The organism is Micromonospora sp. DT44, from assembly GCF_049841635.1.
Classification (GTDB): domain Bacteria; phylum Actinomycetota; class Actinomycetes; order Mycobacteriales; family Micromonosporaceae; genus Micromonospora.
Window position 1 is genome coordinate 24,291 of record NZ_JBNCKS010000036.1, and the last position, 23,963, is coordinate 48,253.

Consider the following 23,963-nt stretch of genomic DNA (forward strand, 5'->3'; position numbering starts at 1 on the left):
TGCCCTTCGGCGCGGCGTGTCGGCGCAATAACTTCATGATCAGCGGGAAGGGGTGGGGGTGCGTAGGGTGGCGCGTTGGACTGCGCGGCTGATGTCGCTGGGGGAGACGATTCCGGTCAGGCGGCCGTCGTCTCCTACCACCAGGGCTCGGCCGTCGGCGCACTCGGTGAGCCGGGGGAGCAGGTCGTTGAGCTGTTCACCCGGCTGGGCGAGCACCAGCTCATCGGCCCGGCAGGCCACCTCGGCCAGCGTGGTCGACGCGCGCCGTTCAGCCGGTACGCCCCGCACCCGGTCCACGGTGACCAGGCCGGTCGGCCGCCCCTGGTCGGTCAGCGGCAGCGCCGAATGCCGGTACGCGAAGAGGTAGTGGTCGACGAAGTCGGCGACCGTCATGTCCGCCGACGCGGTCTGCGGCTGTGGCGTCATCACGTCGCCGACCCGGACTCCGCGCAGCGCGGTTCCGGTGCGGGCCTGCCGCTCCTCCACCCCGGCGGCGCCGATCAGGAACCAGCCGATCAGCGCCAGCCACAGCCCGCCGAAGCCGACGCCGGACAGGAACTGCCACAGCCCGAGGCCGATGAGCAGCGCGCCGAGCACCCAGCCGGCCCGCGCGGCGACCACTGACGCGCGGGTCCGGTCGCCGGTGGCCTTCCACACCGCCGCGCGCAGCAGCCGACCGCCGTCCAGCGGCGCGGCCGGTAGCACGTTGAAGACCGCCAGCAGCACGTTGATGCCGGCCAGCCACGCGATCGCCCCGAAGAGCAGCCCGCCCTGCCCGGCGAGCGCGAACAGCAGCGCGATGGCACCGAAGAACGCCCCGAGCAGCAGACTGACCAGCGGGCCGACGCCCGCGATGCGCAACTCCGCGCCCGGGTCGCGCGGCTCGCCCTTCAGCTCGGCCACGCCGCCGAACAGCCACAGCGTGATGCCGTCGACCTCCAGGCCGTTGCGTTTGGCCACCACGGCGTGCGACACCTCGTGGGCGAGCAGGCCGACGAAGAAGACCACCGCCGCGGCCAGGCCGGCGAGCGTGTACGCCACGGCGGAGCGATCCGGGTACGAGCGGGGAAACTGGTTGGCGGCCAAGCCCCACGCGATCAGCGCGAAGATGACCAGCACGCTCCAGTTGACCCCGACCGGTACCCCCGCGATCCGACCGATCCGGAAACTCGCCCTCATCCCGGGCTCATACCCACGGTCAGCCGAGCCATGCGACACGCGGTGTCAGAGGTGTTCAGTCGGCCGAGCCGGGTGGGACGACCCACGCGCTGGGTTGCCCGGTAATAGCGCTGATCAGGTCAAAGTCCCCGTCGTAGTGCAGGACGGTGACGCCGTGTCGCTCGGCGGTGGCGGCAATCAGCAGGTCCGCCATGGACAGCGCGCGGTGGTTGCCCTTGTGCAGCGCCTGCACCTGCACGTCGATTGCCCGGTCCCAGATTTCGTCGGGCATCGACAGCCACCGGAAACCGCCCATCAGCCACCGCGCACGTTGGGCGTCCTTCGCAGTACGGGCACTGTGGATGACCTCGATCTCGACCGCTCCGCAGACGGCGAGCAGGCCTCGGTCGGAGAGTTCGCCGAGGACGGGAGCTACGAGACGCTTGGGCCAGCGGGCCAGGGCCGATTTGTCGAGCAGGTACTGCTCGTGGTTCACGCCGCGTCCGGCGCAGCGGTCTCCACGGGGCCGGTGAGGTCGGGAAGCCCGCCACTCTTGAGCCAGTCGGCGAACTCGCGTCGCTTTTCCCGGTCGACGACCGCCTTGAGGGCTGCGTTGACGGTGGCCTTCTTCGTCGAGGTGCCGAGAATCTGCCCGGCTTCGTTGAGCAGTTCGTCGTCGACGTCAAGAATCGTCCGGCTCACGGTGCCTCCTCAGCTTCCCGGCCGCGCCGATGATATCAAGAATGCGGTGCGTTGATATCAACGGCGAGGCCGAGTCCCTGGCCGTCAGCGGCGGGGGGTTTCGCTGGCGATGGTCGCCTCGCGGGGCAGCGCCGCCGCCCGCATCGCCCAGTCCAGCGCGTAGTCGGCGATCTCCTCCCAGCCGGGCGCCCCGACGGTGAAGTGCGACCGGTCGGGAAACTCCTCGTACGCGGTGAGCGCGCGGGACTTCTGGTAGAGCCCCGCGTTGGCGCGGACCACCGACGCCGGCACCACGTGGTCCTGCCCGCCGGCCATCAGCAGCAGCGGCGCCCGGTCGACGCGTCCGCTGTCGACGCGGGCGGGCGAGCGCGGGTCGACGTTGGCGAACGCGCCCTCGAAGAACACCCGGCCCGCTCCGGGGACCGCGTAGCGCTGCCAGGCCCGGTCGGACTCCTCGCGGCTCAGCGTGTTGCCGAAGGTGTAGGCGAAGTCGTCCGGGGTGAACGGGACGGCCTTGCTGCGGTTGGCGGGGCTGCGCAGGATCGGGAAGCCGGAGCGCAACTGGCTCAACGGCACCTTGAGCACCCCCTTGATCGCCGCCGGATGCACTCCCACCACCGCCGCGCCGAGGCCCCGGTCGGCGAGGACCTGGGCGAACAGCCCGCCGAACGAGTGGCCCATGATGATCGGCGGACGCGGGAGCGCCCGGATGATCCGGTCGTAGTGGGCGACGATCGTGGCCATGCTCTGCTCGGCGATCGGGCTGGGGTCGTCGCGCAACTGTTCGACGGAGCGGTCCATGCCGGGCCACGCGGGAGCGATGACGTGCATGCCGCGCTCGGTGAATCGCTGGGCCCACCCTTCCCAGCTCCGTGGGGTCATCCAGAGCCCGTGGATCAGCACGACCGTGTCGACCTGGCCCTGCGGTGTGGCACCCATCGCGTCCTCCCGGTGTCGCGGCGTCCGGCGGCGCGCTTACCCGCTGCCGCCCCCGGAATGCCTGTGTCGGGGGCGGATGTGCCGGTGGGCGTGATGACTCAGGGGCATCTTGATGACTCGGTGGCATCACGCTCGTCGAGGTCCTCGCCCGCCGGCCCGTCACGCTGCGTGCCCGCCGGGCTCGGAGCCGTGCCCTCCGGGCCCTGACAAATGTCACGGCCGGAACGTGACGGCCGCTTCAGGAGTTGAGGTCCGCGACACCCCAGCATTATTGCCATGACGAGTACGCATCCGGCCGTCGAGCTGAACGGCCTCACCAAGACCTTCGGTACGGTCACCGCGGTCGACGGACTGAGCCTGCGGGTGCAGCCCGGCGAGGTGGTGGCGTTCCTCGGCCCCAACGGCGCGGGTAAGACCACCACGATCGACATGCTGCTCGGCCTGGCCCGCCCGGACGCGGGCACCGTGCGCGTTCTCGGTGGCACCGCCGACGAGGCGGTGGCCCAGGGGCGGATCGCCGCCGTGCTCCAGACCGGCGGCCTGCTCAAGGACCTCACCGTTGGCGAGACGGTACGGATGACCGCGCACTTCTACCGGCACACCCGACCGGTGGCCGAGGTGCTGGCGCGCGCCGGTATCGCCGACATCGCCGACCGGATCGTCGGGCGGTGCTCGGGCGGTCAGCAGCAGCGGCTGCGCTTCGCGTTGGCGCTGCTGCCGGACCCGGACCTGATGGTCCTCGACGAGCCGACCACCGGCATGGACGTCGAGGGGCGGCGGGACTTCTGGCAGGCCCTGCGCCGAGACGCCCGCGACGGCAGGACCGTCATCTTCGCCACCCACTACCTGGACGAGGCGGACGCGTACGCCGACCGGATCGTGCTGGTCCGCCAGGGCCGCGTCGTCGCCGACGGCACCACCGCCGAGATCAAGAACCTGGCCGCCGGCCGTACGGTGCGGGCCACCCTGCCCGGCGCGGACCAGGCCACGCTCGCCGCGCTGCCCGGCGTCGACGCCGTGGAGGTCCGCGGCGACAGCGTGCTGGTGCGTACCGGCGACTCGGACGCGATCGCCCGGCACCTGCTCACCCGGACCGCCGCCCGGGACGTGGAGATCACCTCCCGCAACCTCGAGGACGCCTTCCTCGCCCTGACCACCGAACGTATCGGAGCCTGACGATGTCCACCCCCATGGCCACCAGCACCGACCGTCCTGCCCGGCCCGATCGCCGGCCGTCCGCTCTGGGCGGTTTCGCTCCGGCCGTCCTCGGCATCGAGCTGCGCCGGGTGTTGCGCAATCGCCGCACCCTCGCCTTCACGCTGATCATGCCGGGCGTCTTCTTCCTCATCTTCGGTCTGCCGCAGCGGGGGCAGACGCTCGACAATGGCCGGCCCGTCACGGCGTACGTCATGATCAGCCTCGCCGTGTACGCGGCGATGGTGGCGACGACCAGCGCGGGTGGCGCGGTCGCCACCGAGCGCGCGTTGGGGTGGAGCCGGCAGCTACGGCTCACTCCGCTGCGGCCGACCGCGTACGTGGCGACGAAGCTGGCCACCGCGATGACCCTCGGCCTGCTCGCGGTGGTCGTGGAGTTCCTGGTGGGGGTGGCCGCCGGCGTCCGCCTCCCGCTGGACGTCTGGCTGCTGTCCGGGCTGGCCGCCTGGGTCGGCTCGCTGGTGTTCGCCGCGTTCGGCCTGTTCATCGGCTACCTGGTGCCGGCCGAGAACGTCATGCAGTTCATCGGGCCGATCCTGGCGGTGCTGGCCATGTTCGGCGGGCTGTTCGTGCCGGTCGAGGTGCTACCGCACGTGCTCCAGCAGGTCGCGAAGTTCACCCCGGTGTACGGCATGGGTGAGCTGGCCCGCTCGCCACTGACCGGCGACGGCGTGAGCATGGCGGCGGTGGCCAACATCGTCATCTGGACCCTGGCCTTCGGGGTCGGCGCGACCCGGCTGTTCCGCCGGGACACCGCTCGGGTCTGACGGCCGCGACCGCTAGCGTGGACTCGATGGACCTCCCGACGGGGCAGCCCCGGCCGATGACCCGCCACTGGCGGTACATCGGCTGGCTGCTGGCCGCCGTGTGGCTGTTCTTCCTCAACGTGCCGATCTCCACGGCGCTGCACCAGCCGGAGCCGTGGCGGCGGGTCGTCGGTGTGACCGCTCTGGTCGGCTTCGGCCTGGGCTACGTGCTGCTGTTCCAGTGGGCCCGCCGGCTGCGCCAGCTGCTGCTGCCGATCCCAGCCGGGCGGGCGCGGGTGGGCCTGCTGTTGCTGCTCGCGGTGGGCCTGGTCAGCATCCCGGGCACCGGCGGCGACTGGTTGGCGACCCTGGTCTACGTGGCCGCGGCCGCGGTGTTCCTGCTGCCGCTGTGGGAGGCGCTGGCCACCGTGGCGCTCTGCGCCGTGACCCCCGCGCTGGCGTCCCGGCTGGTGAGCGGGTGGGAGTCGGAGAATGGCATCGTCTTCGCGGTGCTGCTCGCCTCGTTCGCCATGTTCGGCGTGTCCGGGCTGGCCCAGCGCAACAGCGAGCTGCAGGCCGCCCAGCAGGAGATCGGTCGGCTCGCGGTCGCCGAGGAGCGGGCCCGCGCCGCGCGCGACCTGCACGACATCCTCGGGCACTCGCTGACCGTGGTGGCGATCAAGGCCGAGCTGGCCGGCCGGCTCGTCGAGGTCGACCCGCCCCGGGCCGCCGCCGAGATCGCCGAGGTGGAGCAGTTGGCGCGGGCGGCCCTCGCGGACGTGCGACAGACCGTCGGGGCGTACCGGGAGGTCACCCTCGCCGGTGAGCTGGCCGGCGCGCGGTCCGCGCTCGCCGCGGCGGGCATCGCGGCCGAGGTGCCGGCCGAGACGCCGGAACTGCCGCCCGAGTGGGACCGGTTGTTCGGATGGACGGTGCGCGAAGGGGTGACAAACGTGGTCCGGCACAGCGGGGCGCGGTGCTGCACGATCCGGGTACGCCCGGACGGGGTCGAGATCGGCGACGACGGGCGAGGCCCGTCCACACCCGACGCCGCCGGGTACGGTCTGGTCGGCCTACGGGAGCGCGCCCGCCGGCTGGATGCCGTGGTCACCATGGGTCGGCGTAGCGACGGCACCGGTTTCGTGCTGCGGGTGCACGCCCCGGGGGAGGCCCGGTGAGCGGCTCGTCGACGCCGATCCGGCTGTTGCTCGCCGACGACCAGGCCCTCGTGCGGGGCGCGCTGGCCGCGCTGCTGTCGCTGGAGCCGGACCTGACCGTCGTGGCCGAGGTCGGCCGGGGCGACGAGGTGGTGCCCGAGGCCCTCCGGCACACGCCCGACGTGGCCCTGCTGGATGTCGAGATGCCCGGCCTGGACGGCATCGCCGCCACCGCCGCGGTGCGGGCCGCGCTGCCGTCCTGCCGGGTGCTCGTGGTGACCACGTTCGGCCGGCCCGGTTACCTGCGTCGCGCCATGGAGGCCGGCGCGAACGGGTTCGTGGTCAAGGACACGCCGGCCCGGCAGCTCGCCGACGCCGTCCGACGGGTGCACGCCGGCCTGCGGGTGGTGGACCCGACCCTGGCCGCGGAGACGCTGGCGACCGGGGCGAGTCCGTTGACCGAGCGCGAGACCGAGGTGCTGCGGGCGGCGCGCGGCGGCGGCGCGGTCGCCGAGCTGGCGAGGGCGCTACACCTGTCCGAGGGGACGGTCCGTAACCATCTGTCGGCGGCGATCGGCAAGACCGGCGCGCGGAACCGGGCCGCGGCCGTCCGCATCGCCGAGCAGAACGGTTGGCTGCTCGGTGACTGAGCGGCCCGCTCAGGCGGTCGGCGGCGGGGTGGGGAGCTGGTCGACGACCACCAGGCTGCTGCCGGGTCGAACCTCGGCGAGTAGTTCCCGCTGACCGCTGCGGGTCACCCGGATGCAGCCGTTGGTCGTTTTCTCGCCCAGTTCGTCGTCGTTCTGCCAGGTGTGCAGGCCAATGTGCGCGCCCTTGAGCCCGGTCGGCACCGCCTCCGGGTCGTCCGGCACCGAGCCGAGGGCGTAGATGTCCACGCCGCCGTAGACCTCCTCGGGTGGCGGGGTGCGGCCCAGGATGAAGGTGCGCCCGAGCGGCGTCTCCTGCCCCGACTGGCCGAGGCTCGTCTCCCAGGAGCGCACCGCCTTGCCGGCCCGGTACCAGGTCAGCCGGTGCGCCTTGCGTTCCACCACGATCTGGTCGCGCAGCGCCACGGTGTCGAACCCACCCGGCGGCAGCCAGGCGAGCTGCCGGTTCGCCGACGGCAGCAGGACGGCCGTCCAGCCGGCCCGCCGCTGGGCGATCGGCACGGTCAGCTCGACCCCCGCGAGCGTCGGCTCGACGAAGGCCAGCGGCCGGCCACCGGGAGCGTCGTACGCGGCGATTCGTCGGGTCGGGTGCACGCCCTCGGTCAGCGGCGTGATGTCCATCGTGGCCGGGTCGGCGGGGAAGCCCTTGGGCGCGGGCTCGTAGTCGAGCACCGGCAGCCCGTCCGGAGCGGGCGCGGCCGGCGGGACCGACTCCTCCGGGCTCTGCTCGACGCTGCTCGGCGTCGGATCGGCGACCACCACGTTCTGCTCGTCGGGGGCAGTCGAGCGCGGGGTGAGAGCCTGGCCGATCAGCAGCGCGGCGACCAGCAGCACGGGTACGGCGACCGCGCCGGCGATCCAGCCGGCGCGACGACGGTAGGGGGACATTCGGTCAAACAGCACTAAACCACTCTAGGGCGGTGAACGGTCCGGGGCCTCCGGTTCGGCGATACCCGCAAACCGGGGGCCCCGGGAGTCGGTCAGAGCCGCGCGCCGATGTGGACGGCCACCGCGTCGTGCGCCGGCACGCTCGCGGCGAACCAGCCGTTGCCGTCCACGGTGATCACCGGGCCGCTGCACGATCCGTTCGCGTACGTGCCGTGGATGACGTCGCAGTACCGGCCGGCGGGTAGTCCGGTGTAGTACGAGCGGCCGTTCACCGCGGCGTCCTCGTCGTTGACGGTGATGTAGCCCTTGCCGCTGCGGCTGAACGCGATGTGGTTGTTGCCGTTGTCGTACCAGTTGGCCATGGCGGCGCCCTCGGTGGCGTTGCGGAAGCCGACCATGTTGGCGATCACCGGCCAACGGTGCTCGCACTCCCAGCCCGAGTAGCAGGTGGTGTTGAGGGTCTTGTTGCTGCCGTCCGGGGGCGGGCCGGCGTCCCGGTCGCTGAAGGTGTAGCTGGACATGACGGTCGGCGACCCGTACGGCCAGGCAGCATGAAGGCGTTCGCGAGGGCGTAGATCCCCCGGTCGCGGTAGGTCAGCACGCCGCTGAAGTCGCGCTGGGTGTCGTGGTTGTCCACGAACACCGAGGCCGAGCCGGAGGGCAGGTGCCCCCAGCCCTCGCCGAAGTTCTTCAGGTAGGCGAGCCGCTCGGAGCGGAACACCCGGGCCAGGTCCTTGCCGTAGCGGAACTCGTGCACGTCGCCGTTGCCGGTGTACTCGGTCGGCTGGACCGGCTCGCCGGCGCCGTAGATGACCTCCTGCACGACGTACGCCGACCGGGACAGCTTGCCCCTGATGGCGGCGATGTCGGTGGCCGGCATGTGCTTGCTGGCGTCCATCCGGAAGCCGTCCACACCGAGGGACAGCAGGTCGTTGAGGTACGACGCGATCTTCGTACGGACGTAGTCCGACTCGGTCTTCAGGTCGGACAGGTTGACCAGCTCGCAGTTCTGCACCTCGTACCGGTCGTTGTAGTTGGCGATGTCGTCGCCGCCGTTGCGTCCGCAGTGGTGGAAGTCCTGGGTCTGGTAGATGCCCGGGTAGTCGTAGTGCGCGTACGACGAGCCGGCCCAACCGGTGCCGCCGTTGTCCTGGCCGGACATGTGGTTGATGACGGCGTCGACGATCACCTTGACGCCGGCCGCGTGGCAGGTGTTCACCATCGACTGGAACTGGGCCCGGGTGCCCTTGCGGGACTCGATCCGGTAGCTGACCGGCTGGTACGCCATGTACCACTGGTTGCCCCGCACGTGCTCCTGCGGGGGCGAGACCTGCACGTAGCCGTAGCCCTTGGGGCCGAGGGTGCTCTGGCACTCGCCGGCGACCGACGGCCAGTTCCACTCGAAGAGTTGGGCGATGACCTTCTTGGCGCCGGACGGGCTGGCCGCGGCCGGGGACGCCGTCGCGGTGAGGGGAACCAACAGGCTGGCGACCAGGCCGAGGGCGAGGATCGCCGAGCCGCGTCGACGTTGGCGCATCGGGACTCCTGACGGGGAGCGGGGGTGGGGGTGGTGGTGCCGGGGGAGCGCCTGACTGCTCGGATCTTGCAATCCGTGCTGAAAATTTGCCGAAAGGTTACAAGCGTGTTGCAAGGACTGTCAATGCATGGACCTGCGTCACTGCCTGTCACGTGCGAGGAGCGTGCACAACGCACCGCGAAGCCATTTGGTTCGATGGCGGCCCAGAATTTTTTCCCCCGGGTGATCCGCGCGCGCCGCCGGTCCGTACTGGATGGGGGAGCAGGGGTCGGCCGGTGGTACGCCGCCGCGAGACGATCGAGGAGCAGATGGCCCGGGCAAAGCAGAACCAGAAGGCCGCCGAGGTCCGGACCAGCACCAGCAGTCGGGGGGTGCGGACCCGGTCCCGCTCGGCGACGACGATGCTGATCGCCTCGTTGCTCGCCGCCTTCTGGGCGGCGACCATGCTGACCGGCGCCGGTCAGATGGCGTACGCGTACGGCTTCTTCTTCACCGAGTTCTTCGCCGGCGTGATCGCCCTGGTGTCGCTGAGTCTCACCGTGATGCTGGGACTGCTCGCCACCGACCGGCTGGTGCTGAACATCTCGCACCGCGTGCTGATGCAGTCCGCGCACCGCGCCACCGGCGTCCTGGGTACGGCCGGACTGGTCTTCCACGTGCTCACCAAGATCGCCACCGGTCGGGCCGCGGCGACCGACTCACTCGTGCCGTTCATCGGTGGCCGAGGGCTCTACGTCGGCCTCGGCACCGTGGCCGCCCTGCTCATGGTCAGCGTGATCTGGACCGGCATCATCCGGGCCCGCTTCGCGGGCGTCGGTCCGAAGTGGCTGTGGCGCACGCTGCACTCCGCCGCCTACCTCGCCTGGCCGTTCGCGATCTTCCACGGCCTCAACGCCGGTCGGGCCGCGGCGTCCTGGGTGGTCCTCAGCTACTTCGCGTGCGTTCTGCTCGTCGTGTTGGCGCTGCTGGTGCGGCTCTCGGTCACCATCGGCCGGCGCAGTCGCGAGCAGCAGCAGGCCGCCGTGCGCAACGCGGTGATGGCCGGGCGGGCCACCGACGAGGGCCGTGGCCGCTCGCTGCTGGCCGGCCTGGGCCGCCGCCAGAGCAGCGAGGACAAGCGTCCGGCCTGGGCGGAGACCACCACCGCCACGTGGACGGCGCCGACCGGTCCGCGCCGGCGTGACCCCGAGCGGTTCACCGTTCCGGTGGTGCCCGAGCCCGGTTCGCTGGCCGAGCCGGCCCGGCCGAGTCGCCGTCGCCGCGACGAGGAGGAGATGGAGCCCGCGACCCGGCGGCGCGCGTCGCGCAGCCGCGACCGGGACGAGGAGACCGCCCCCACCCGGCGGCGGCGCACCGAGGAGCCGGCGGCCGAGCGGAGCGGACGACGGTCCCGCACCGAGGACGAGGGCACCCGGTACTCGGCCCCGCCCCGGCGGGCCACCGACGAGCCGGAGGAGCCGTGGGACAGCCCGCGCCGTTGGCAGGCCGCCGAGCCGATCTCGGCCGGTCCGGTCTCGGTCGAGCCGATCTCGGCCGGCCCGATCTCGAGCAGCCCGATCTCGGCCGGTCCGATCTCGGCGGCGCCGCGCAGCGGCAGCGGCCGGCACAGCGCGGAGGACGACCTTCCGGAGGAGCCGGACTACTGGCGCCCGCCGGCCCGGTACGTCCCCGACGAGGTCCCGCCGCCCGTCGACGACACCCCGACCCTGGTCGACCTGGCATCTCGTCGCGCGCGGCGGGCCGAGGGCCGGTCCGCCAAGCGCCGCAAGGCCAGCGCGGACGCCGTGGACGGTGCGTACTGGGCCGGACTGCGGGGTGAGGCGAAGTGATGCGGACGACCGTGCCTCCGGTGGCCTGCGTCGGTGAGCCTCGACTGACCGCCGGGTTCGCCGAGTTCGGTCGCCTCGATTTGGCCGCCCACGAGGAGGTGCACGGACCGATCGGCCCGATGGAGCCGGCGCAGCTCCTCCGGCTCGCCGAGGGCATGCAGCTCAAGGGCAAGGGCGGCGCGGGTTTCCCGTTCGCCCGCAAGATGCGCGCCGTGCTGGAGTCGTGCGAGCGGCAGGACCTCTCCGCGGTGGTGGTGGTCAACGCCACCGAGGGCGAGCCGGCGAGCTGGAAGGACAAGGTGCTGCTGACCCGCGCCCCGCACCTGGTCCTCGACGGCGCGGCGCTGGCCGCGTACGCGCTGGACGCCGACGAGATCGTGATCGGTGTGGCGGACGACGGGGTCGGCCGGGACTCGCTGATGGAGGCCCTCGACGAGCGCCGGATGCCGGTGCCGACCACCATCGTCACCGTGCCGCACCGGTTCATCTCCGGCGAGGGTGGCGCCCTGGTCAACGGGATCAACGGGCTGCCGCACATCCCGCCCGGCACCAAGAAGCGCTCCAGCGACTCCGGGGTCAGTGGCCTGCCCACCCTGTTGTCCAACGCCGAGACGTACGCCCAGCTCGCGGTGGGCGCGCGACTCGGCCCGTACGAGTACGCGGCCCTCGGCACCGACGACGAGCCGGGCACCGTGCTGCTCACGGTGACCGGCGCGGCGGCCCGGCCGGCCGTGGTGGAGTGCACCGCCGGCATGCCGCTGCGCGACGTCCTCGACCTCTGCGAGGTGCCGGACGTGCAGGGCATCCTGATGGGCGGCTACCACGGCAAGTGGATCACCGCCGAGGCGGCCGAGAAGGCCGAGGTCTCCCGCAAGGGCCTCGCCGCGGTCGGCGGCACCCTGGGCGCGGGCATCATCATTCCGATCGGGCTCGACACCTGCCCGCTCGGGGAGGCCGCGCAGGTGGTGCGCTACCTGGCCGGCGAGTCCGCCGGCCAGTGCGGCCCGTGCAAGATGGGCCTGCCGGACCTGGCCCGCGCGGTCGACCTGGCCGTGGCCGGGAGCCAACCGGCCGACGTCGTCCGCGCGGCTGCGGGCGAGGTCAAGGGCCGGGGAGCATGCAGCCACCCCGACGGTACGGCCCGGTTCGCGCTCTCGGCGATCGAGGTATTCGCCGAGGACCTGCGGCTGCACAGCACCGGCGACGGCTGCGGTCGGCGGGTCAAGGGCGTCATGGGGCTGCCCGGCGCACCCGACCCGAACCCGCAGAAGCTCACCCTGGACTGGTCCCGCTGTGACGGGCACGGCCTCTGCGCGCACGTGGTGCCGGACTTCATCCGGCTCGACGCCAACGGCTACCCCGCCTTCCCCGCCACGCCCGTGCCGACCTGGCTGCGCGAGGGCGCCCTCAAGGCGGTCAAGGTCTGCCCGGAACTCGCCCTGCGCCTCGCCAAGGCCGAGTAGGGAAAGGCACTGACCACCACACCCGTCGAACGGAGCTGCGGATGCGCAAGCGGAACGGGCGGACGGCGGCGGCGTACCCGCCCCGGGTCGCCATCGTGGGGGCGCTCGTCGCCGCCCTGCTCGCTACGACGGCCTGCACCGGCACGGTGCCGCCCGACGCTGCCGCCGCCGGGACCGCGCCGGCCCCGACCAGCTCCCCGACCCCCTCGGCTGCCCCCTCGGCCGGCGCGTCGTCGGCCCCGGCGGCCCCGGTCGCGGTCCCGGACACCCTGCGCTTCACCGGTACGACCCTCGCCGGCAGCGCCTTCGACGCGACGCGACTCGTCGGCCGGCCGGTGGTGCTCTGGTTCTGGGCGCCGTGGTGTGCCACCTGCGCCAGCCAGGCCTGGACGGTGGCCGAGATCGCCCCGAAGTATCGGGACACCGTGCCGATCGTCGGCGTCGCCGGGCTGGGCGAGCAGCGCGACATGAAGAACTTCGTCACCGAGTTCGACCTCGGCGACATGCCCCAGATCGACGACCGCAAGGGCGTGCTCTGGAAGCGGTTCAAGGTCACCGAACAGAGCATCTTCGTGATCATCGACCGGGACGGCAAGGTCGTCCACCAGGGCTTCCTGGACGGTGAGTCACTCACCGCCCGGGTTAGCGCGCTGGCCGGGGCGTGACCGGCCCGCTGCTGCTCGCGCTGACCGCCGGCATGCTCGGCGCGGTCAACCCGTGCGGATTCGCGTTGCTGCCCGCGTACCTCTCACTGCTGGTCGCCGGAGCGTCGGACGCCCGCGGCGCGGTCGGCCGCGCGCTCACCGCGGCGGCCGGGCTGACCCTGGGGTACGTGGTGGTCTTCGGCGCCTTCGGTCTGGCGCTCGCGCCGCTGGCCGGCTGGCTGCGACCCCGGCTGCCGTGGCTGACGGTGGTGCTCGGGCTGCTGCTGGTGGCGGCCGGTTGCTGGCTGCTCGCCGGCCGGCGACTGCCCGCACCGGGCTGGACCGCCCGGGCGCCCCGGCTGACCAGGTCGTGGCCGTCGATGGCGCTGTTCGGGGCGGCGTACGCGCTGGCCTCCCTGGGATGCGCCATCGCGCCCTTCCTGGCCATCGTGGTGACGAGCCTCCAGGCCGGCTCGACCGGGCGTGGGCTGGCCCTGTTCGGCGCGTACGCCCTCGGGATGGGTCTGGTCGCCGCGGTCGCCGCGGTCGGTGTGGCGCTGCTGCGCGACTCGCTGGTGGCCCGGCTGCGCGTCGCCGGCGCAATGGTGCCCCGGCTGAGCGGCCTGGTGCTGCTGCTGGCGGGCGGCTATGTCGCCTGGTACGGCTGGTACGAGCTGCGGCTGGCCGCCGGCCAGCGAGAAGCCCTGCACGATCCGGTCATCCGAGCAGCCGCCCAGCTCCAACGCACCCTGGCCGACACTGTGGATCGCGCCGGCCCAACGGTCCTCCTGGCCGCCCTAACGGCCCTCCTCCTCCTAACTGCGCTCCGGTCAAAACGCCCCCGCCGGGTCCCCGTTGATCATGAAGTTATTGCCCCGACACGCCGAGGTGAGGAGCAATAACTTCATGATCAACCGCTGGAACGGGCGACTGGTTCAGCGCAGGGGGGTTAGACGGTCGGTTCCCAGGCGGTCCTGGAGGACCTTGGGGATCAGGACGCTGCCGTCGGCCTGCTGGTTCTGCTCCAGGATGGCCGGGAAGAGGCGGCTCGTGGCCAGGGCGGAGCCGTTGAGGGTGTGCACGAAGCGGGTCTGCTTGCCACCCGGCTCGCGGTAACGGATGGCCGCCCGACGCGCCTGGTAGTCACCGGCCCAGGAGACCGACGAGACCTCCTTGTACTTGCCCGTGCTCGGCATCCACACCTCGATGTCGAGGGTCTTCTTCATCGAGGCGCTGGCGTCACCGGCCGAGAGCAGCGTGCGCTGGTAGTGCAGGCCCAGCCCCTCGACCAGGCTCTCGGCGTGGGCGAGCATCTCCTCCAACGCCGCGTCCGCCTGCTCGGGCAGGGTGAACTGGAAGATCTCCACCTTGTTGAACTGGTGCCCGCGCACCGTGCCACGCTCGTCCGAGTGCGACCCGGCCGACTCCCGGCGGTAGCACGGCGTGTACGCGAACGCCTTCAACGGCAGCTTCGTGGTCTCCAGGATCTCGTCCTGGTACGCGCCCAGGATCGCCGTCTCCGAGGTGGGCAGCAGGAACTGTCCACGCGGCGCGGAGGCGGCGTCCAGGTGGTAGACGTCGTCGTAGAACTTGGGGAACTGGCCGGCGGCGAACCCGGCCGAGTCGAGCAGCAGGTGCGGCGGGAGCAGGAACTCGTACCCGGCCTTGATGTGCTGGTCGACGAAGTAGTTGAGCAGCGCCCACTCCAGCCGGGCGCCGATCCCCGTGTAGATCCAGAAGCCGGAGCCGCCGAGCTTGACGCCGCGCTCGTAGTCGACCAGGCCGAGCGCCCGGGACAGCTCCACGTGGTCGCGGACCTTCTCGATCACCGGCGGCTCACCGAAGGTCTTGACGACCCGGTTGGCCTCCTTGCCGCCGGGGAGGATGTCGTCGGCGGGCAGGTTCGGCAGCTCGCTCATCGCGTCGCGCAGCCGGGCCTGCACCTCGTCCAACTGGGACTCCAGCTCGGCGAGCTGCTTGCGCTCCGCCTCGGGGGCGGAAACCTGCGGCTCGGTGCCGGCGCGCTTCGCCTGCGCGTACGCCCGGGCCTCGGCCTTGCGGCGTTGCCGCTCGGCGTCGATCTCCGTGATCAGGGCGCGGCGTTCCTGGTCGAGCCGCTGGATCTCGTCCAGGGATCGGGTGACCTCGGCGGGATCCAGTCGCTTCGCCAGCGCGGTCGCCACCGCCTCGCGATCCTTCCGGATCAACTCCATGTCGAGCATGCTGCTCCGTACGCCTCCGTCCGGGGTTCACTGGTGAACCATCAGATGTTACCGTCGCGCACGTTTCCACCCGGGGACGGGGAGCGCGAGGGGTTTCTACAACCGGATCGGCATCAGGACGGAGAAGGTGTCCTCGTCGTCCGGGCGGCGTACGGCCAGCGGGGCGATCGGCCCGTCCAGCTCCAGCACCAGTTGCGGGCCGCCGGCCGCGTCCAGCGCGTCGAGCAGGTACGCGCTGTTCACCCCGAACCGCAGCCCGCCGTTCGGATCGGCGGGCGGCCCGGTCAGCTCGGTGGGGTGCAGCAGCCGCAGGCCGCCCGCCTCGTCGAGGCCGAGGACGGAGACCGCCAGCGGCGTGCCCGCGTACTCGCGGGCGAGTGTGGGTGCGGCCGGGTCGCGCAGCTCGGCGCGCAGGGCCACCACGTCCACCGGGATGCGGTACGCGGCCGGCCGCGCGCCGACCGCGTCGCGCAGCAGCCGCCGGTAGTCCGGGAAGTCGTACGGCAGGGCGACGCCCGTGAGCGTCCGGCCGGCCACCATGACCCGCAGCTCGGGCCCGGCCACCGTCAGTCGTACCGGCCCGTCGTCGGTGTCCAGCAGCCGGCGCAGGCGGTCGACGAGGTCCACCGGCAGCAGCACCCGCACGGGCGGCCCGTCGACGGCGGCCCCGGCCCGGGCCAGCGCGAGGCGGTGCCGGTCGGTGGCGACCAGCCGCACCCCGTCCGGCTCGACGTCGAGCAGCACCCCGGACAGGGCCGGCAGCTCCGGGTCGACGCCGACGGCGAAGCGCACCGCGTCGAGCGCGGCGGCGAACTCGGCGGGGGAGAGCAGCAGCGTGGTCACCACGGCCGGGGCCGGATCGACCAGGGTACGCAGCCGCGTGATCTCCCGGCGTGCGTCGGCGAGCCCGTCGGTGAGCCGGCGCAGGTGCGCGTCGAGCAGCCGGTGCACCTCGGCCGGCTCGGCGCGGACGGCGGCGGCGATGTCGGGCACCGGCATGCCGACCCGGCGCAGCCCCGCGACCAGCCGGGCCGGGGCGACCTGCGCGTCGGTGTACCAGCGGTAGCCGGTCACCGGGTCGACCAGGGCCGGCGTCAGCACGCCCGCCCCGTCGTAGAAGCGCAGCGCGCTGACGGTCAGGCCGCTGGCCCGGGCCAACTCGCCGATGCTGTGCAGGTCGCTCACCACGTCGGGCATCCTGCCCCCTCGACCTGGTCGAGGGTCAAGCGGCCGGGTGCGCCGGGGCCGTCTGCGCCCGCTCGAGCACCCGGAAGGTGAGCCCGGCGCGGACCAGCCGGTCGAGCAGCGCGTCGCCCATCGCGGTGACCGGGGTGAGCTGGCCGGCGGTCGGCGGCAGGTCGTCGAACGCCAGACACAGCGCGGACTCGGCGAGCATCTTCGCCGTCTCGTCGTAGCCCGGGTCGCCGCCCGCGACCTCGGTGACCACGCGCTGCCCGCCCCCGATGCCGACGAACCGGACCCGGAACCAGGACGTCGCCCGCTGCTGCGCGCTGGGCCCCTGCCCGGAGGCGAGCCGCCCGAGCAGCCACCGCCGGGTGGGCGGCACCTTCACCAGGCCGATCAGCGCGCCGAGCCCCACCGCGCCGACGAGCACCGTCGGCAGCCGCTTCAGCGCCGCGAAGTGCCGGTAGCGGAAGTCCGGCCCGTACTCCGGGCGGGCCGCGGCCGACCTGCGGACGACCTGCGGATCGATGGTGGGCAGCGGCACGGTCCAGATGCCCAGCTCCGCCGAGCGGGCCAGCCGGCCGGGCACCGCGCGGACCCGGCGGTCGGTGGGACGCGGCTCGACCGCCCGGCGGGCCCGGGCGGCCCGGCTCGCCTCCCCGGTCCGGGCGAAGGCGGTGAGCGCGGAATGGTACGTGCCACCGGAGAACCGGGCGCCGGCGCGCACGTAACCGTCCACGGTGATCGGTTCACCGGCCGGCAGGTGCTTGACGGTGTACCAGACGCCCAGGTCGTGCGGGACGGAGTCGAACCCGCAGGCGTGCACCAGGCGGGCGCCCGTGCGGGTCGCCTCGGCGTGGTGGCGGACGTACATCAGGTCGACGAACTCCGGCTCGCCGGTGATGTCCAGGTAGTCGGTGCCGGCCCGGGCGCAGGCCGCGACCAGTGGCTCACCGTGGTGGACGTACGGCCCCACGGTGCTGGCGACCACCCGGGCGCTGTCGGCCACCACCCGCAGCGACTCGGCGTCGCCCACGTCGGCGTGCAGCAGCGGCAGGTCGACAAGCGCGGGGTCGATCGCGGCGAGCCGGTCCCGCACGGCGGCCAGGCGACCGGGATCGCGTCCGGCCAGGGCCCAGCGCAACCCGGTCGGCGCGTGCCGGGCCAGGTACTCGGCCGTCAGCCCGCCCGTGAAGCCGGTCGCGCCGAACAGCACCACGCCGTACGCCCGCTCGCCAGTCATTCTCCGAGTCTGCCACCGGTCATCGTCGCGCGCCGATCCGGCGAGGGCGGGTCACGGCGTGAACACGGCCCGGACGCAGCCGTCGGCGCGGTCGGCGAACAGCGCGTACCCCGACGGGCCGTCCGCGAGCGGCAACCGGTGGGTGGCCAGGTGCTCGGTCCGCAGCTCGTCGCGGGCCATCCGGTGCAGCAGCATCGGTACGTCCCGCAGGTCCGGGCGGCGGGCCCCGCGCACCGTGAGCCGCTTGTCGGTGACCGTGCCCAGGGCGAACCCGTCGACGGACCCGTGCGTGCCGCCGAGCACTACCACCACGCCGTCCTTGCGGCAGGCGTGCACCGCCTCGCGCACCGGGTCCGGGCGGCCGCCGCCGGCCAACCGGTCGACGACCGAGCGGGGCGGCGGCGGACCGACCGCGACCACGCACACGTCCGGGCCTCTCCCACCGCTACGCTCGCGCAGCTCGGCCGTCACATCGGCCTGGCGGTAGTCCAGCGGCTCCGCCCCGGCGTGCCGTTCGGCCATCCGCAGCCGCTCCTCGTGCCGGTCGACGACGAGCACCCGGGCCGCGCCCCGCAGCACGGCGGCGTGGGCGGTCAACTGGCCCACCGCGCCGGCCCCCCAGACGGCCACCACGTCGCCGGGTCGCACCTCGCCCAGTTCGGCCGCCAGCCAGGCGGTCGGCGCGGCGTCGGCGGCGAAGAGGGCCCGGTCGTCGTCGACCGCGTCCGGCACCCGGAACGCGCCCACGTCGGCGTACGGCACCCGCACGTACTCGGCGTGCCCACCGGCGAAGCCGCCCGCCGCCCGGGGCCGGCCGAAGCAGCCGGCGTCCGGACGTTCCCAGCCCGGATCGACGCTCGCCACGTCGACGCCGGCGTTGTCGCAGCACGAGTGCCGCCCCTGGCGGCAGTACCAGCAGCCGCCGCACGCCACACCCGCGCCGACCACCACCCGGTCGCCGATCCGGTGCCGCCGGATCGCCGGCCCGGCCTCGACCACCTCGCCCACGAACTCGGCCCCCAGCACGTCACCGGTGCGCAGCAGCGGGTCCCGTCCCGCCAACAGGGGCAGGTCACCGCCGCAGGTGGCGCTGCGGCGGACGCGGACGATGACATCCCGCTCGTTGCGCAACTCCGGGTCGGGCACCTCGCGTACCGCCAGCTCGTCGGCGGCCACCCAGCACAGCGCCCTCACCCGGGGACCCTCGGGCGGTCCAGCGCCGAACGGTCCGCGCGCAGCACCTCGCCGGCCTCGGCGCGCTGCTTCACCTGGCGCAGGGTCCGCCGGACCAGCAGGCGCGGATCGTCGCCGACGAGGTGGGCGGGGAGGCCCGCCGTGGCGGTGGCTCGGGCCAGTGGCCGGGCGGCCAGCTCGGTGCCCCGCTCACCCGGCGCCGGTCGCACCCGCACCTCCACCACGCCGTCCAGGCGGCGCAACGGCTCCGGCCACCGGCCGTCGGGAAGCACCTGCCCCGGGGGCCGGTCCACGGTCACCACCTCCCACCCGGCCGCGGTGAGGTCGCGGTCCGCGCCGGACCGGCCACGCCACCGGGGTACGCGCAGCAGACGTGCCGCCCCGGCCAAAGCGCCGCCGCCGAGGGCCGATCCCGCCCGTGCCAGCCGTCTCCTGCGTCCCATCGGTCCTCCCGGTCCACGTCCCCCGATCGTCGGTCGGGCCCGGGTGAAGCGGGCTCGCCCGGAAGGGGTGAACCGGCCCCCGCCGGGTAACCGCTCGCCGACCGGGGGGCGGAACGCGGGCGGTGGGGGTGGGAGCCGGGTGCCGGAACAGCAGGATTCCGCACGGGTCGGCACGGCGGCGGTGCGGCCGGGGGAGCAGCGGCCGCTGCTGTCATCGCGGCTGACGCCGACCGTGCCGCCCGAGCCGGTGGTGGCCCGACCGCGCCTGCTGCGCCGCCTCGACGAGGGCAGCGCCGGGCCGGTCACCCTGGTCGTCGCGCCCGCCGGGTGGGGCAAGACGACCCTGCTCGCCTCCTGGGTACGCCTGACCGAACCCGAGGACGCGCCAGCGCCGGCGTGGGTCTCGGTGGAGGTCGGCGACGACGGCGACCGGCTGTGGGCGTACCTGGCGGCGGCCCTGCGCACGGCCACCGGCGCGGCGGACGACGACCTGGTCGCCCCCCTGCCGACCGGCCCACCGCGCCCCGACCAGCTGGAACTGCTGGCGGCCGGGCTGGCCGCCGCCGAACGGCCCGTACTGCTGGTCCTGGACGATCTGCACCGGATCACCGACCCGGCCGCGCTGAGCGGGTTGGAGTTCCTCCTGCGGCACTCCGAGCAGCGGCTGCGCCTGGTGGTCGGCGCGCGGGCCGGGCTGCCACTGGCCCTGCACCGCCTCCGCCTCGCCGGCGAGCTGACCGAGGTCGGCACGGACGAGCTGGCCTTCACCGACGACGAGGTGGCCGACCTGCTGACCGCACACGCCGCGCCGCTGCCGGCCGCCGCCGTGCACCGGCTTCGCGAGCGCACCGGAGGCTGGCCGGCCGCGCTGCGGATCGCCGCGCTGGCGTTGCGCGGCCAGCCCGACCCGGAACGGTGGGTGGGGCACTTCGGCGGCGACCAGCCGGAGATCGCCGGCTACCTGCACGAGGAGGTGCTGGCCGCGATCGACCCGGCCGATCGGGACCTGCTGCGTCATACGGCCCTCGCCGAGAGCGTCTGCGCCGAGCTGGCCGAGGCGTTGACCGGTCGCGCGGACGCCGAGCAGGCGCTGGCCAACCTGGCCGGGGCGGGCGGCCTGCTACGCCGGGAGGACAGCCGACCACCCTGGTACCGCTGCGACCCGCTGCTCGCCGACCTGCTCCGCGCCGAGCTGGCCCGGCTGCCCGCCGACGAGGTGCGGGAGCTGCACGCGCGGGCGTCCGACTGGTACGCCGGCGCGGGCCGACCGGCCGACGGCCTCCGGCACGCCCTCGCCGCCGGCCGCTGGGACCTGGCCGCCGAGCTGTTCGTCGCGCACTGGCCGGAGCTGACCCGCTACGACCACGATCCGGTCGGTGGCCCGACGCCGCCCTCTGCGCCCCCGGAGGCGGTCGAGGCCGATCCGGAGGTGGCGCTGGCCAGTGCCGCCGAGCGGGCGTACGCCGGCGACCTGAGCGCCGCCACCGGCCACCTGCGAACCGCCGCGTCGTACGCGGACGCGCTGCCGACGCCACGGCGGGACCGGTTCCTGCGACTGGCGACCGCGCTGGAGCTGACCCTGGCGCGACTCGCCGGTGACCTGCCGCAGACCCGTGCGGCGGCAGCCCGACTGCTGCGCACCCGCCCGACCGCCGCCCCGACCGCCGGCTCACCCGACGGCCCGCCCGCCGGGCCGCTGACTGACGCCTCGCGGCCCGAGGACGCCGACCTGCGGGCGTTCACCGGGACCGCGCTGGGCCTGGTCGGGATGTCCGCCGGCGGGCTGCCCGACGCGCGGTTCGTCCGGGCCCGGGCGGCGGCCCGGGAGGCCGGCCGGCCGCGTACCGAGCTGGTCGCCGCCAGCCGCACCGCGCTGCTGCTCGCCGTGCGCGGTGACCTGCGTGCGGCGGAGCGGACGGCCCACGAGGCGCTGGGCATGCCGCCCTGCCGGGGCTGGTCCTGCCGGCTCGACTGCGGCTACTCGTACCTGGCGTTGGCGGTGGTGGCACTGCACCGTGACCAGCCCGAGGAGGTCGCCGCGAACCTCGCGCTGGCCGCACCGGCCACCGACGCGCCCGGCGACGAGCCGGTGGCGGCGGCGGTCCTCGCGCTGTGCCGCGCGGGTCTGGCCCGGGATGCCGCTGACCCGGCCGCCGCCCAGCGGCTGCTCGTGGGCGCGCGCGAGGCACTGCCCGATGAGCCGGCCGCCGCCGAACTGTCGAGTCTGCTCCGGGCCGCCGAGGCCGACGCCCGCGCCGAGCGGGGCGACCTGGACGCCGCCCGGGACCTGCTGGCGGACGTCACCGGCGACCCGGCCACCCCGGCGCTCGACGTGGCCCTGGCCCGGGTCGAGCTGCGGGCCGGCGACCTGGGCGCCGCCGGGCGGGCCCTACCGGACTGGCAGGGGCCGCCGGCCGCAGCCTGGCCCCTGTCGGTACGCCTGGACGCCGGCCTGCTGGAGGCGGTGCTCGCCGAACGGGCCGGGGACGGACGACGGGCCGGGCGGGTCCTCGAACAGGTGCTCGACCTGGCCGGCCCGCAGGGCTCTCGTCGGGCGTTCACCCGGGCGCAACCGTCGGTCCGGGACCTGCTGGCCGCCCACCTCGACGCGGGTACCGCGCACTTCCCGCTGGTCGGCGACCTGGTCCGGGGCGTCGAGGAGGGCACGCCCCGGCCGGCGGTCGAGCCGGGCGGCCTGCTCGACGAGCCGCTCACCGAGCGGGAGCTGACCATCCTGCGGTACCTGCAGAGCATCCTGTCCAACGTGGAGATCGCCGGGGAGCTGTCGCTGTCGGTCAACACGGTCAAGACGCACGTACGCAACATCTACCGCAAACTCGGCGCGACCCGCCGGCGCGAGGCGGTCCGGCGGGCGCGCGAGCTGCGGCTGATCTGAGCGGCGGTTCGCCGCCCGGATCAACCGACGTCCGTCAGGCGTTCGCCGCCGCGTCCACGGCGGCCAGCAGGTCGGGCAGGTCGTACCCGCCGTCGTGCCGGACGTCGTTGACGAAGAGGGTCGGCGTGCCGTTGACCCCGCTGCGGATCCCGCCCACGAAGTCCCGACGGACGCGGTCGGCGTACGTCCGGCGGTCCACCTCCCCGTTCACCTCGTCCGTCGGCAGCCCGAGCTGCTCGACGCCGAGCGAGAGGTGTACGGGGTCCAACTGGTCCTGGTGCTCGTACAGCCAGTCGTGCATTTCCCAGAACTTGCCGCGCGCCGCCGCGGCCTCCGCCGTCTCGGCGGCCCGCTCGGCGTACGGGTGGACGTTGGCGATGGGGAAGTAGCGGTAGACCAGCCGTACCGTGTCGGCGCGCTGGCGCAGCAGCTCGTGCAGGTTCGGGTACGCGGCGCCGCAGAACCGGCACTGGAAGTCGCCGTACTCGATGATGGTCACCGCGGCGTCGGACGGCCCGCGGACGTGGTCCTCGACGGTCAGCGGCTCGCGCAGCCGCGCGGTGACCTGCAGTGGCGTGGTCATCGGGCCATCACCTTCCGCTCGTTGGTCAGGTTGTCCAGCGCGTCGAAGATCCCGTCCGCGCCCGGGTTGACGTCGGGAGCCGACAGGTAGCTCCACGCCACCGTCCCGGCCTGGTCGAGCACCACCAGCGCGCGGGCCGACTCGCCCCGCGGGGTGTACGCGCCGTACCGGCGGGACACCTCACCCTTGGGCTCGAAGTCGGACAGCAGCGGGAAGGTGATGCCCTGGCTCTCGGCGAACGCCCGGTGCGACCAGATGCTGTCCACCGAGATGCCCAGCACCATCGCCTGGTACTGCTCGAACACCGGCGCCGCCGCCTGGTAGAGCGACATCTGGTCACCGCAGACGGGGCTCCAGTCGGCGGGATAGAAGACCAGGACGACCGGCCGACCCCGGAACTGCTCGGGGCCGGTCTGACGCCCGTCCGGAGTGCTTGCCAGGGTGAAGCCGGGGGCGGGGTGCCCGGGTTGGATCAGCCCGTTCGGATCACTCATGCCACCAGCCTGCCGCCGGGACGGGTGAGACGGACTCACCCGTCCCGGGTGGTACCCGCGCTCAGCGCAGCACCGGGGCGACCGCGATGTGGTTCTGGACCTCCCGGATGCCCGGCGCGGACCAGGCCACCTGCTCGACCTCGGCGCGTTCGGGCATGGAGTGCACCAACCCGGCGAGCACCGCCGTGTCGCCGTGCACCCGGACGGTGATCCGCTCGGCCTCGGTGGCGCCGGCCCGGGCCAGCGCGTCCACGATCTTCCCGGCCAGGTTCACGCCGTCCGGCGTCGCGTTCGGCTGGACGGTGATGCCGTTGCTGACCCCACGGACGCCGGTCAGCCGGCACACCGCTCGTTCGGCGGCCCGGCGCTGGTACTCCCACTCGACCTCACCGTGCAGCGTCACCCACCCGGCCGATACGGTGACCTGGAGCTTCTCGATGGGCACGAACGCGTCCCACTCCAGCGCGTCGCCGGCCGCGGCGGCCAGGTCCGGGTCGGCGCGTTCGTCGCTGCCGGCCAGTTGCACGGTCAGGTCGTTGGCGACCGCCCGGACACCGGCGACGCGGTGCGCGGCTCGTTCCCCGGCCCACTTCTTCGCGTAGCTGTCCACCCGTCCACTCAGCGTGACGACGCCCTCGGCCACGGTCACGCCGATCTCGTGCGGCTGCACCCGGGGTTCCCAGGTCAACTCGTCGAGGACGGCGGACTGGATGTCCTGGTCGGTACGCGTGATCGTCGCGATGGCCATCTGCCCCTC

The 23,963-nt window shown here is 73.7% G+C and carries 24 protein-coding genes; 9 read left to right on the plus strand and 15 right to left on the minus strand.

Features of this window, described 5'->3' with window-relative positions; genetic code table 11:
• Nucleotides 1-39 precede the first annotated feature (39 nt).
• The 4 genes from ACLQ25_RS20845 to ACLQ25_RS20860 all read right to left on the minus strand — a co-directional run bounded on the left by ACLQ25_RS20845 (nt 40) and on the right by ACLQ25_RS20860 (nt 2,799).
• Nucleotides 40-1,179, minus strand: a complete 1,140-nt coding sequence (locus ACLQ25_RS20845; RefSeq protein WP_425732481.1) for a site-2 protease family protein — start codon at nt 1,177-1,179, stop codon at nt 40-42.
• A gap of 55 nt (nt 1,180-1,234) precedes the next feature.
• A complete protein-coding gene (locus ACLQ25_RS20850) occupies nt 1,235-1,654 on the minus strand; it encodes a PIN domain nuclease (RefSeq protein ID WP_425732482.1) in 420 nt (139 codons plus the stop codon).
• Complete coding sequence (locus tag ACLQ25_RS20855; RefSeq protein WP_355051360.1) at nt 1,651-1,860, minus strand: type II toxin-antitoxin system VapB family antitoxin; 210 nt, start codon at nt 1,858-1,860, stop codon at nt 1,651-1,653. Before ACLQ25_RS20855 ends, ACLQ25_RS20850 begins: the two co-directional genes overlap by 4 nt.
• Nucleotides 1,861-1,944: 84 nt before the next feature.
• Entirely contained in the window at nt 1,945-2,799 is an 855-nt protein-coding gene (locus ACLQ25_RS20860; RefSeq protein WP_425732483.1) for an alpha/beta hydrolase, read from the minus strand.
• 276 nt (nt 2,800-3,075) lie between these two features.
• Here ACLQ25_RS20860 and ACLQ25_RS20865 point away from each other — a divergent pair, with 276 nt between their 5' ends.
• Genes ACLQ25_RS20865 through ACLQ25_RS20880 form a run of 4 tightly spaced genes read left to right on the plus strand, consistent with a single transcriptional unit; the run spans nt 3,076 to nt 6,567 of the window.
• Nucleotides 3,076-3,975 (plus strand): ABC transporter ATP-binding protein, encoded by a 900-nt coding sequence (locus ACLQ25_RS20865; protein WP_425732484.1) that lies wholly within the window; start codon nt 3,076-3,078, stop codon nt 3,973-3,975.
• Between the two features lie 2 nt (nt 3,976-3,977).
• The gene (locus ACLQ25_RS20870; protein WP_425732485.1) at nt 3,978-4,781 is read left to right on the plus strand and encodes an ABC transporter permease; all 804 of its coding nucleotides are present in this window, start codon (nt 3,978-3,980) and stop codon (nt 4,779-4,781) included.
• Between the two features lie 26 nt (nt 4,782-4,807).
• Nucleotides 4,808-5,938 (plus strand): sensor histidine kinase, encoded by a 1,131-nt coding sequence (locus ACLQ25_RS20875; RefSeq protein ID WP_425732486.1) that lies wholly within the window; start codon nt 4,808-4,810, stop codon nt 5,936-5,938.
• Nucleotides 5,935-6,567, plus strand: coding sequence for a response regulator (locus ACLQ25_RS20880; protein ID WP_396798891.1), 633 nt, complete (start codon nt 5,935-5,937; stop codon nt 6,565-6,567). The genes ACLQ25_RS20875 and ACLQ25_RS20880 overlap by 4 nt, the downstream gene beginning before the upstream one ends.
• A gap of 9 nt (nt 6,568-6,576) precedes the next feature.
• Here ACLQ25_RS20880 and ACLQ25_RS20885 read toward each other — a convergent pair whose 3' ends face one another.
• The 3 genes from ACLQ25_RS20885 to ACLQ25_RS20895 all read right to left on the minus strand — a co-directional run bounded on the left by ACLQ25_RS20885 (nt 6,577) and on the right by ACLQ25_RS20895 (nt 9,010).
• A complete protein-coding gene (locus tag ACLQ25_RS20885) occupies nt 6,577-7,488 on the minus strand; it encodes a L,D-transpeptidase (protein WP_425732487.1) in 912 nt (303 codons plus the stop codon).
• A gap of 77 nt (nt 7,489-7,565) precedes the next feature.
• Nucleotides 7,566-7,883: an alpha amylase C-terminal domain-containing protein gene (locus tag ACLQ25_RS20890; protein ID WP_425732488.1), complete on the minus strand. Its 318-nt coding sequence runs from the start codon at nt 7,881-7,883 to the stop codon at nt 7,566-7,568.
• Complete coding sequence (locus ACLQ25_RS20895; protein WP_425732489.1) at nt 7,880-9,010, minus strand: alpha-amylase family glycosyl hydrolase; 1,131 nt, start codon at nt 9,008-9,010, stop codon at nt 7,880-7,882. The genes ACLQ25_RS20890 and ACLQ25_RS20895 overlap by 4 nt, the downstream gene beginning before the upstream one ends.
• Nucleotides 9,011-9,285: 275 nt before the next feature.
• On the opposite strand from ACLQ25_RS20895, the gene ACLQ25_RS20900 reads away from it, so the two are divergent.
• The 4 genes from ACLQ25_RS20900 to ACLQ25_RS20915 are packed head-to-tail and all read left to right on the plus strand — an operon-like array spanning nt 9,286 to nt 13,848.
• Nucleotides 9,286-10,839, plus strand: coding sequence for a hypothetical protein (locus ACLQ25_RS20900; protein WP_425732490.1), 1,554 nt, complete (start codon nt 9,286-9,288; stop codon nt 10,837-10,839).
• Nucleotides 10,836-12,302 (plus strand): NADH-ubiquinone oxidoreductase-F iron-sulfur binding region domain-containing protein, encoded by a 1,467-nt coding sequence (locus ACLQ25_RS20905; protein ID WP_425732491.1) that lies wholly within the window; start codon nt 10,836-10,838, stop codon nt 12,300-12,302. The genes ACLQ25_RS20900 and ACLQ25_RS20905 overlap by 4 nt, the downstream gene beginning before the upstream one ends.
• 41 nt (nt 12,303-12,343) lie before the next feature.
• On the plus strand, nt 12,344-12,967 hold the full coding sequence (locus tag ACLQ25_RS20910) for a thioredoxin-like domain-containing protein (RefSeq protein ID WP_425732492.1): 624 nt from the start codon (nt 12,344-12,346) through the stop codon (nt 12,965-12,967).
• Complete coding sequence (locus tag ACLQ25_RS20915) at nt 12,964-13,848, plus strand: cytochrome c biogenesis CcdA family protein (protein WP_425732493.1); 885 nt, start codon at nt 12,964-12,966, stop codon at nt 13,846-13,848. Before ACLQ25_RS20910 ends, ACLQ25_RS20915 begins: the two co-directional genes overlap by 4 nt.
• 33 nt (nt 13,849-13,881) lie before the next feature.
• Here the strand turns inward: ACLQ25_RS20915 and serS are convergent, their stop codons facing one another.
• The 5 genes from serS to ACLQ25_RS20940 form a co-directional block, all read right to left on the minus strand.
• Nucleotides 13,882-15,168 carry a serine--tRNA ligase gene (gene serS / locus ACLQ25_RS20920; protein WP_425732494.1) on the minus strand — a complete coding sequence of 429 codons (1,287 nt, stop codon included), beginning with the start codon at nt 15,166-15,168 and terminating at the stop codon, nt 13,882-13,884.
• A gap of 96 nt (nt 15,169-15,264) precedes the next feature.
• Nucleotides 15,265-16,365, minus strand: coding sequence for a MerR family transcriptional regulator (locus ACLQ25_RS20925; protein ID WP_425732495.1), 1,101 nt, complete (start codon nt 16,363-16,365; stop codon nt 15,265-15,267).
• A 25-nt stretch (nt 16,366-16,390) separates the two neighbouring features.
• The gene (locus tag ACLQ25_RS20930) at nt 16,391-17,596 is read right to left on the minus strand and encodes a saccharopine dehydrogenase family protein (RefSeq protein WP_425732496.1); all 1,206 of its coding nucleotides are present in this window, start codon (nt 17,594-17,596) and stop codon (nt 16,391-16,393) included.
• A gap of 51 nt (nt 17,597-17,647) precedes the next feature.
• Nucleotides 17,648-18,790 carry an alcohol dehydrogenase catalytic domain-containing protein gene (locus ACLQ25_RS20935; protein ID WP_425732497.1) on the minus strand — a complete coding sequence of 381 codons (1,143 nt, stop codon included), beginning with the start codon at nt 18,788-18,790 and terminating at the stop codon, nt 17,648-17,650.
• Complete coding sequence (locus ACLQ25_RS20940) at nt 18,787-19,233, minus strand: hypothetical protein (protein ID WP_425732498.1); 447 nt, start codon at nt 19,231-19,233, stop codon at nt 18,787-18,789. Before ACLQ25_RS20940 ends, ACLQ25_RS20935 begins: the two co-directional genes overlap by 4 nt.
• Nucleotides 19,234-19,300: 67 nt before the next feature.
• On the opposite strand from ACLQ25_RS20940, the gene ACLQ25_RS20945 reads away from it, so the two are divergent.
• Nucleotides 19,301-22,129, plus strand: a complete 2,829-nt coding sequence (locus ACLQ25_RS20945; protein WP_425732499.1) for a LuxR C-terminal-related transcriptional regulator — start codon at nt 19,301-19,303, stop codon at nt 22,127-22,129.
• A 34-nt stretch (nt 22,130-22,163) separates the two neighbouring features.
• Here ACLQ25_RS20945 and ACLQ25_RS20950 read toward each other — a convergent pair whose 3' ends face one another.
• The 3 genes from ACLQ25_RS20950 to ACLQ25_RS20960 all read right to left on the minus strand — a co-directional run bounded on the left by ACLQ25_RS20950 (nt 22,164) and on the right by ACLQ25_RS20960 (nt 23,954).
• The gene (locus ACLQ25_RS20950) at nt 22,164-22,712 is read right to left on the minus strand and encodes a DsbA family protein (RefSeq protein WP_355051378.1); all 549 of its coding nucleotides are present in this window, start codon (nt 22,710-22,712) and stop codon (nt 22,164-22,166) included.
• The gene (locus tag ACLQ25_RS20955; protein ID WP_425732500.1) at nt 22,709-23,206 is read right to left on the minus strand and encodes a redoxin domain-containing protein; all 498 of its coding nucleotides are present in this window, start codon (nt 23,204-23,206) and stop codon (nt 22,709-22,711) included. Before ACLQ25_RS20955 ends, ACLQ25_RS20950 begins: the two co-directional genes overlap by 4 nt.
• 61 nt (nt 23,207-23,267) lie before the next feature.
• On the minus strand, nt 23,268-23,954 hold the full coding sequence (locus ACLQ25_RS20960) for a BON domain-containing protein (protein ID WP_396798912.1): 687 nt from the start codon (nt 23,952-23,954) through the stop codon (nt 23,268-23,270).
• Nucleotides 23,955-23,963: the final 9 nt, after the last annotated feature.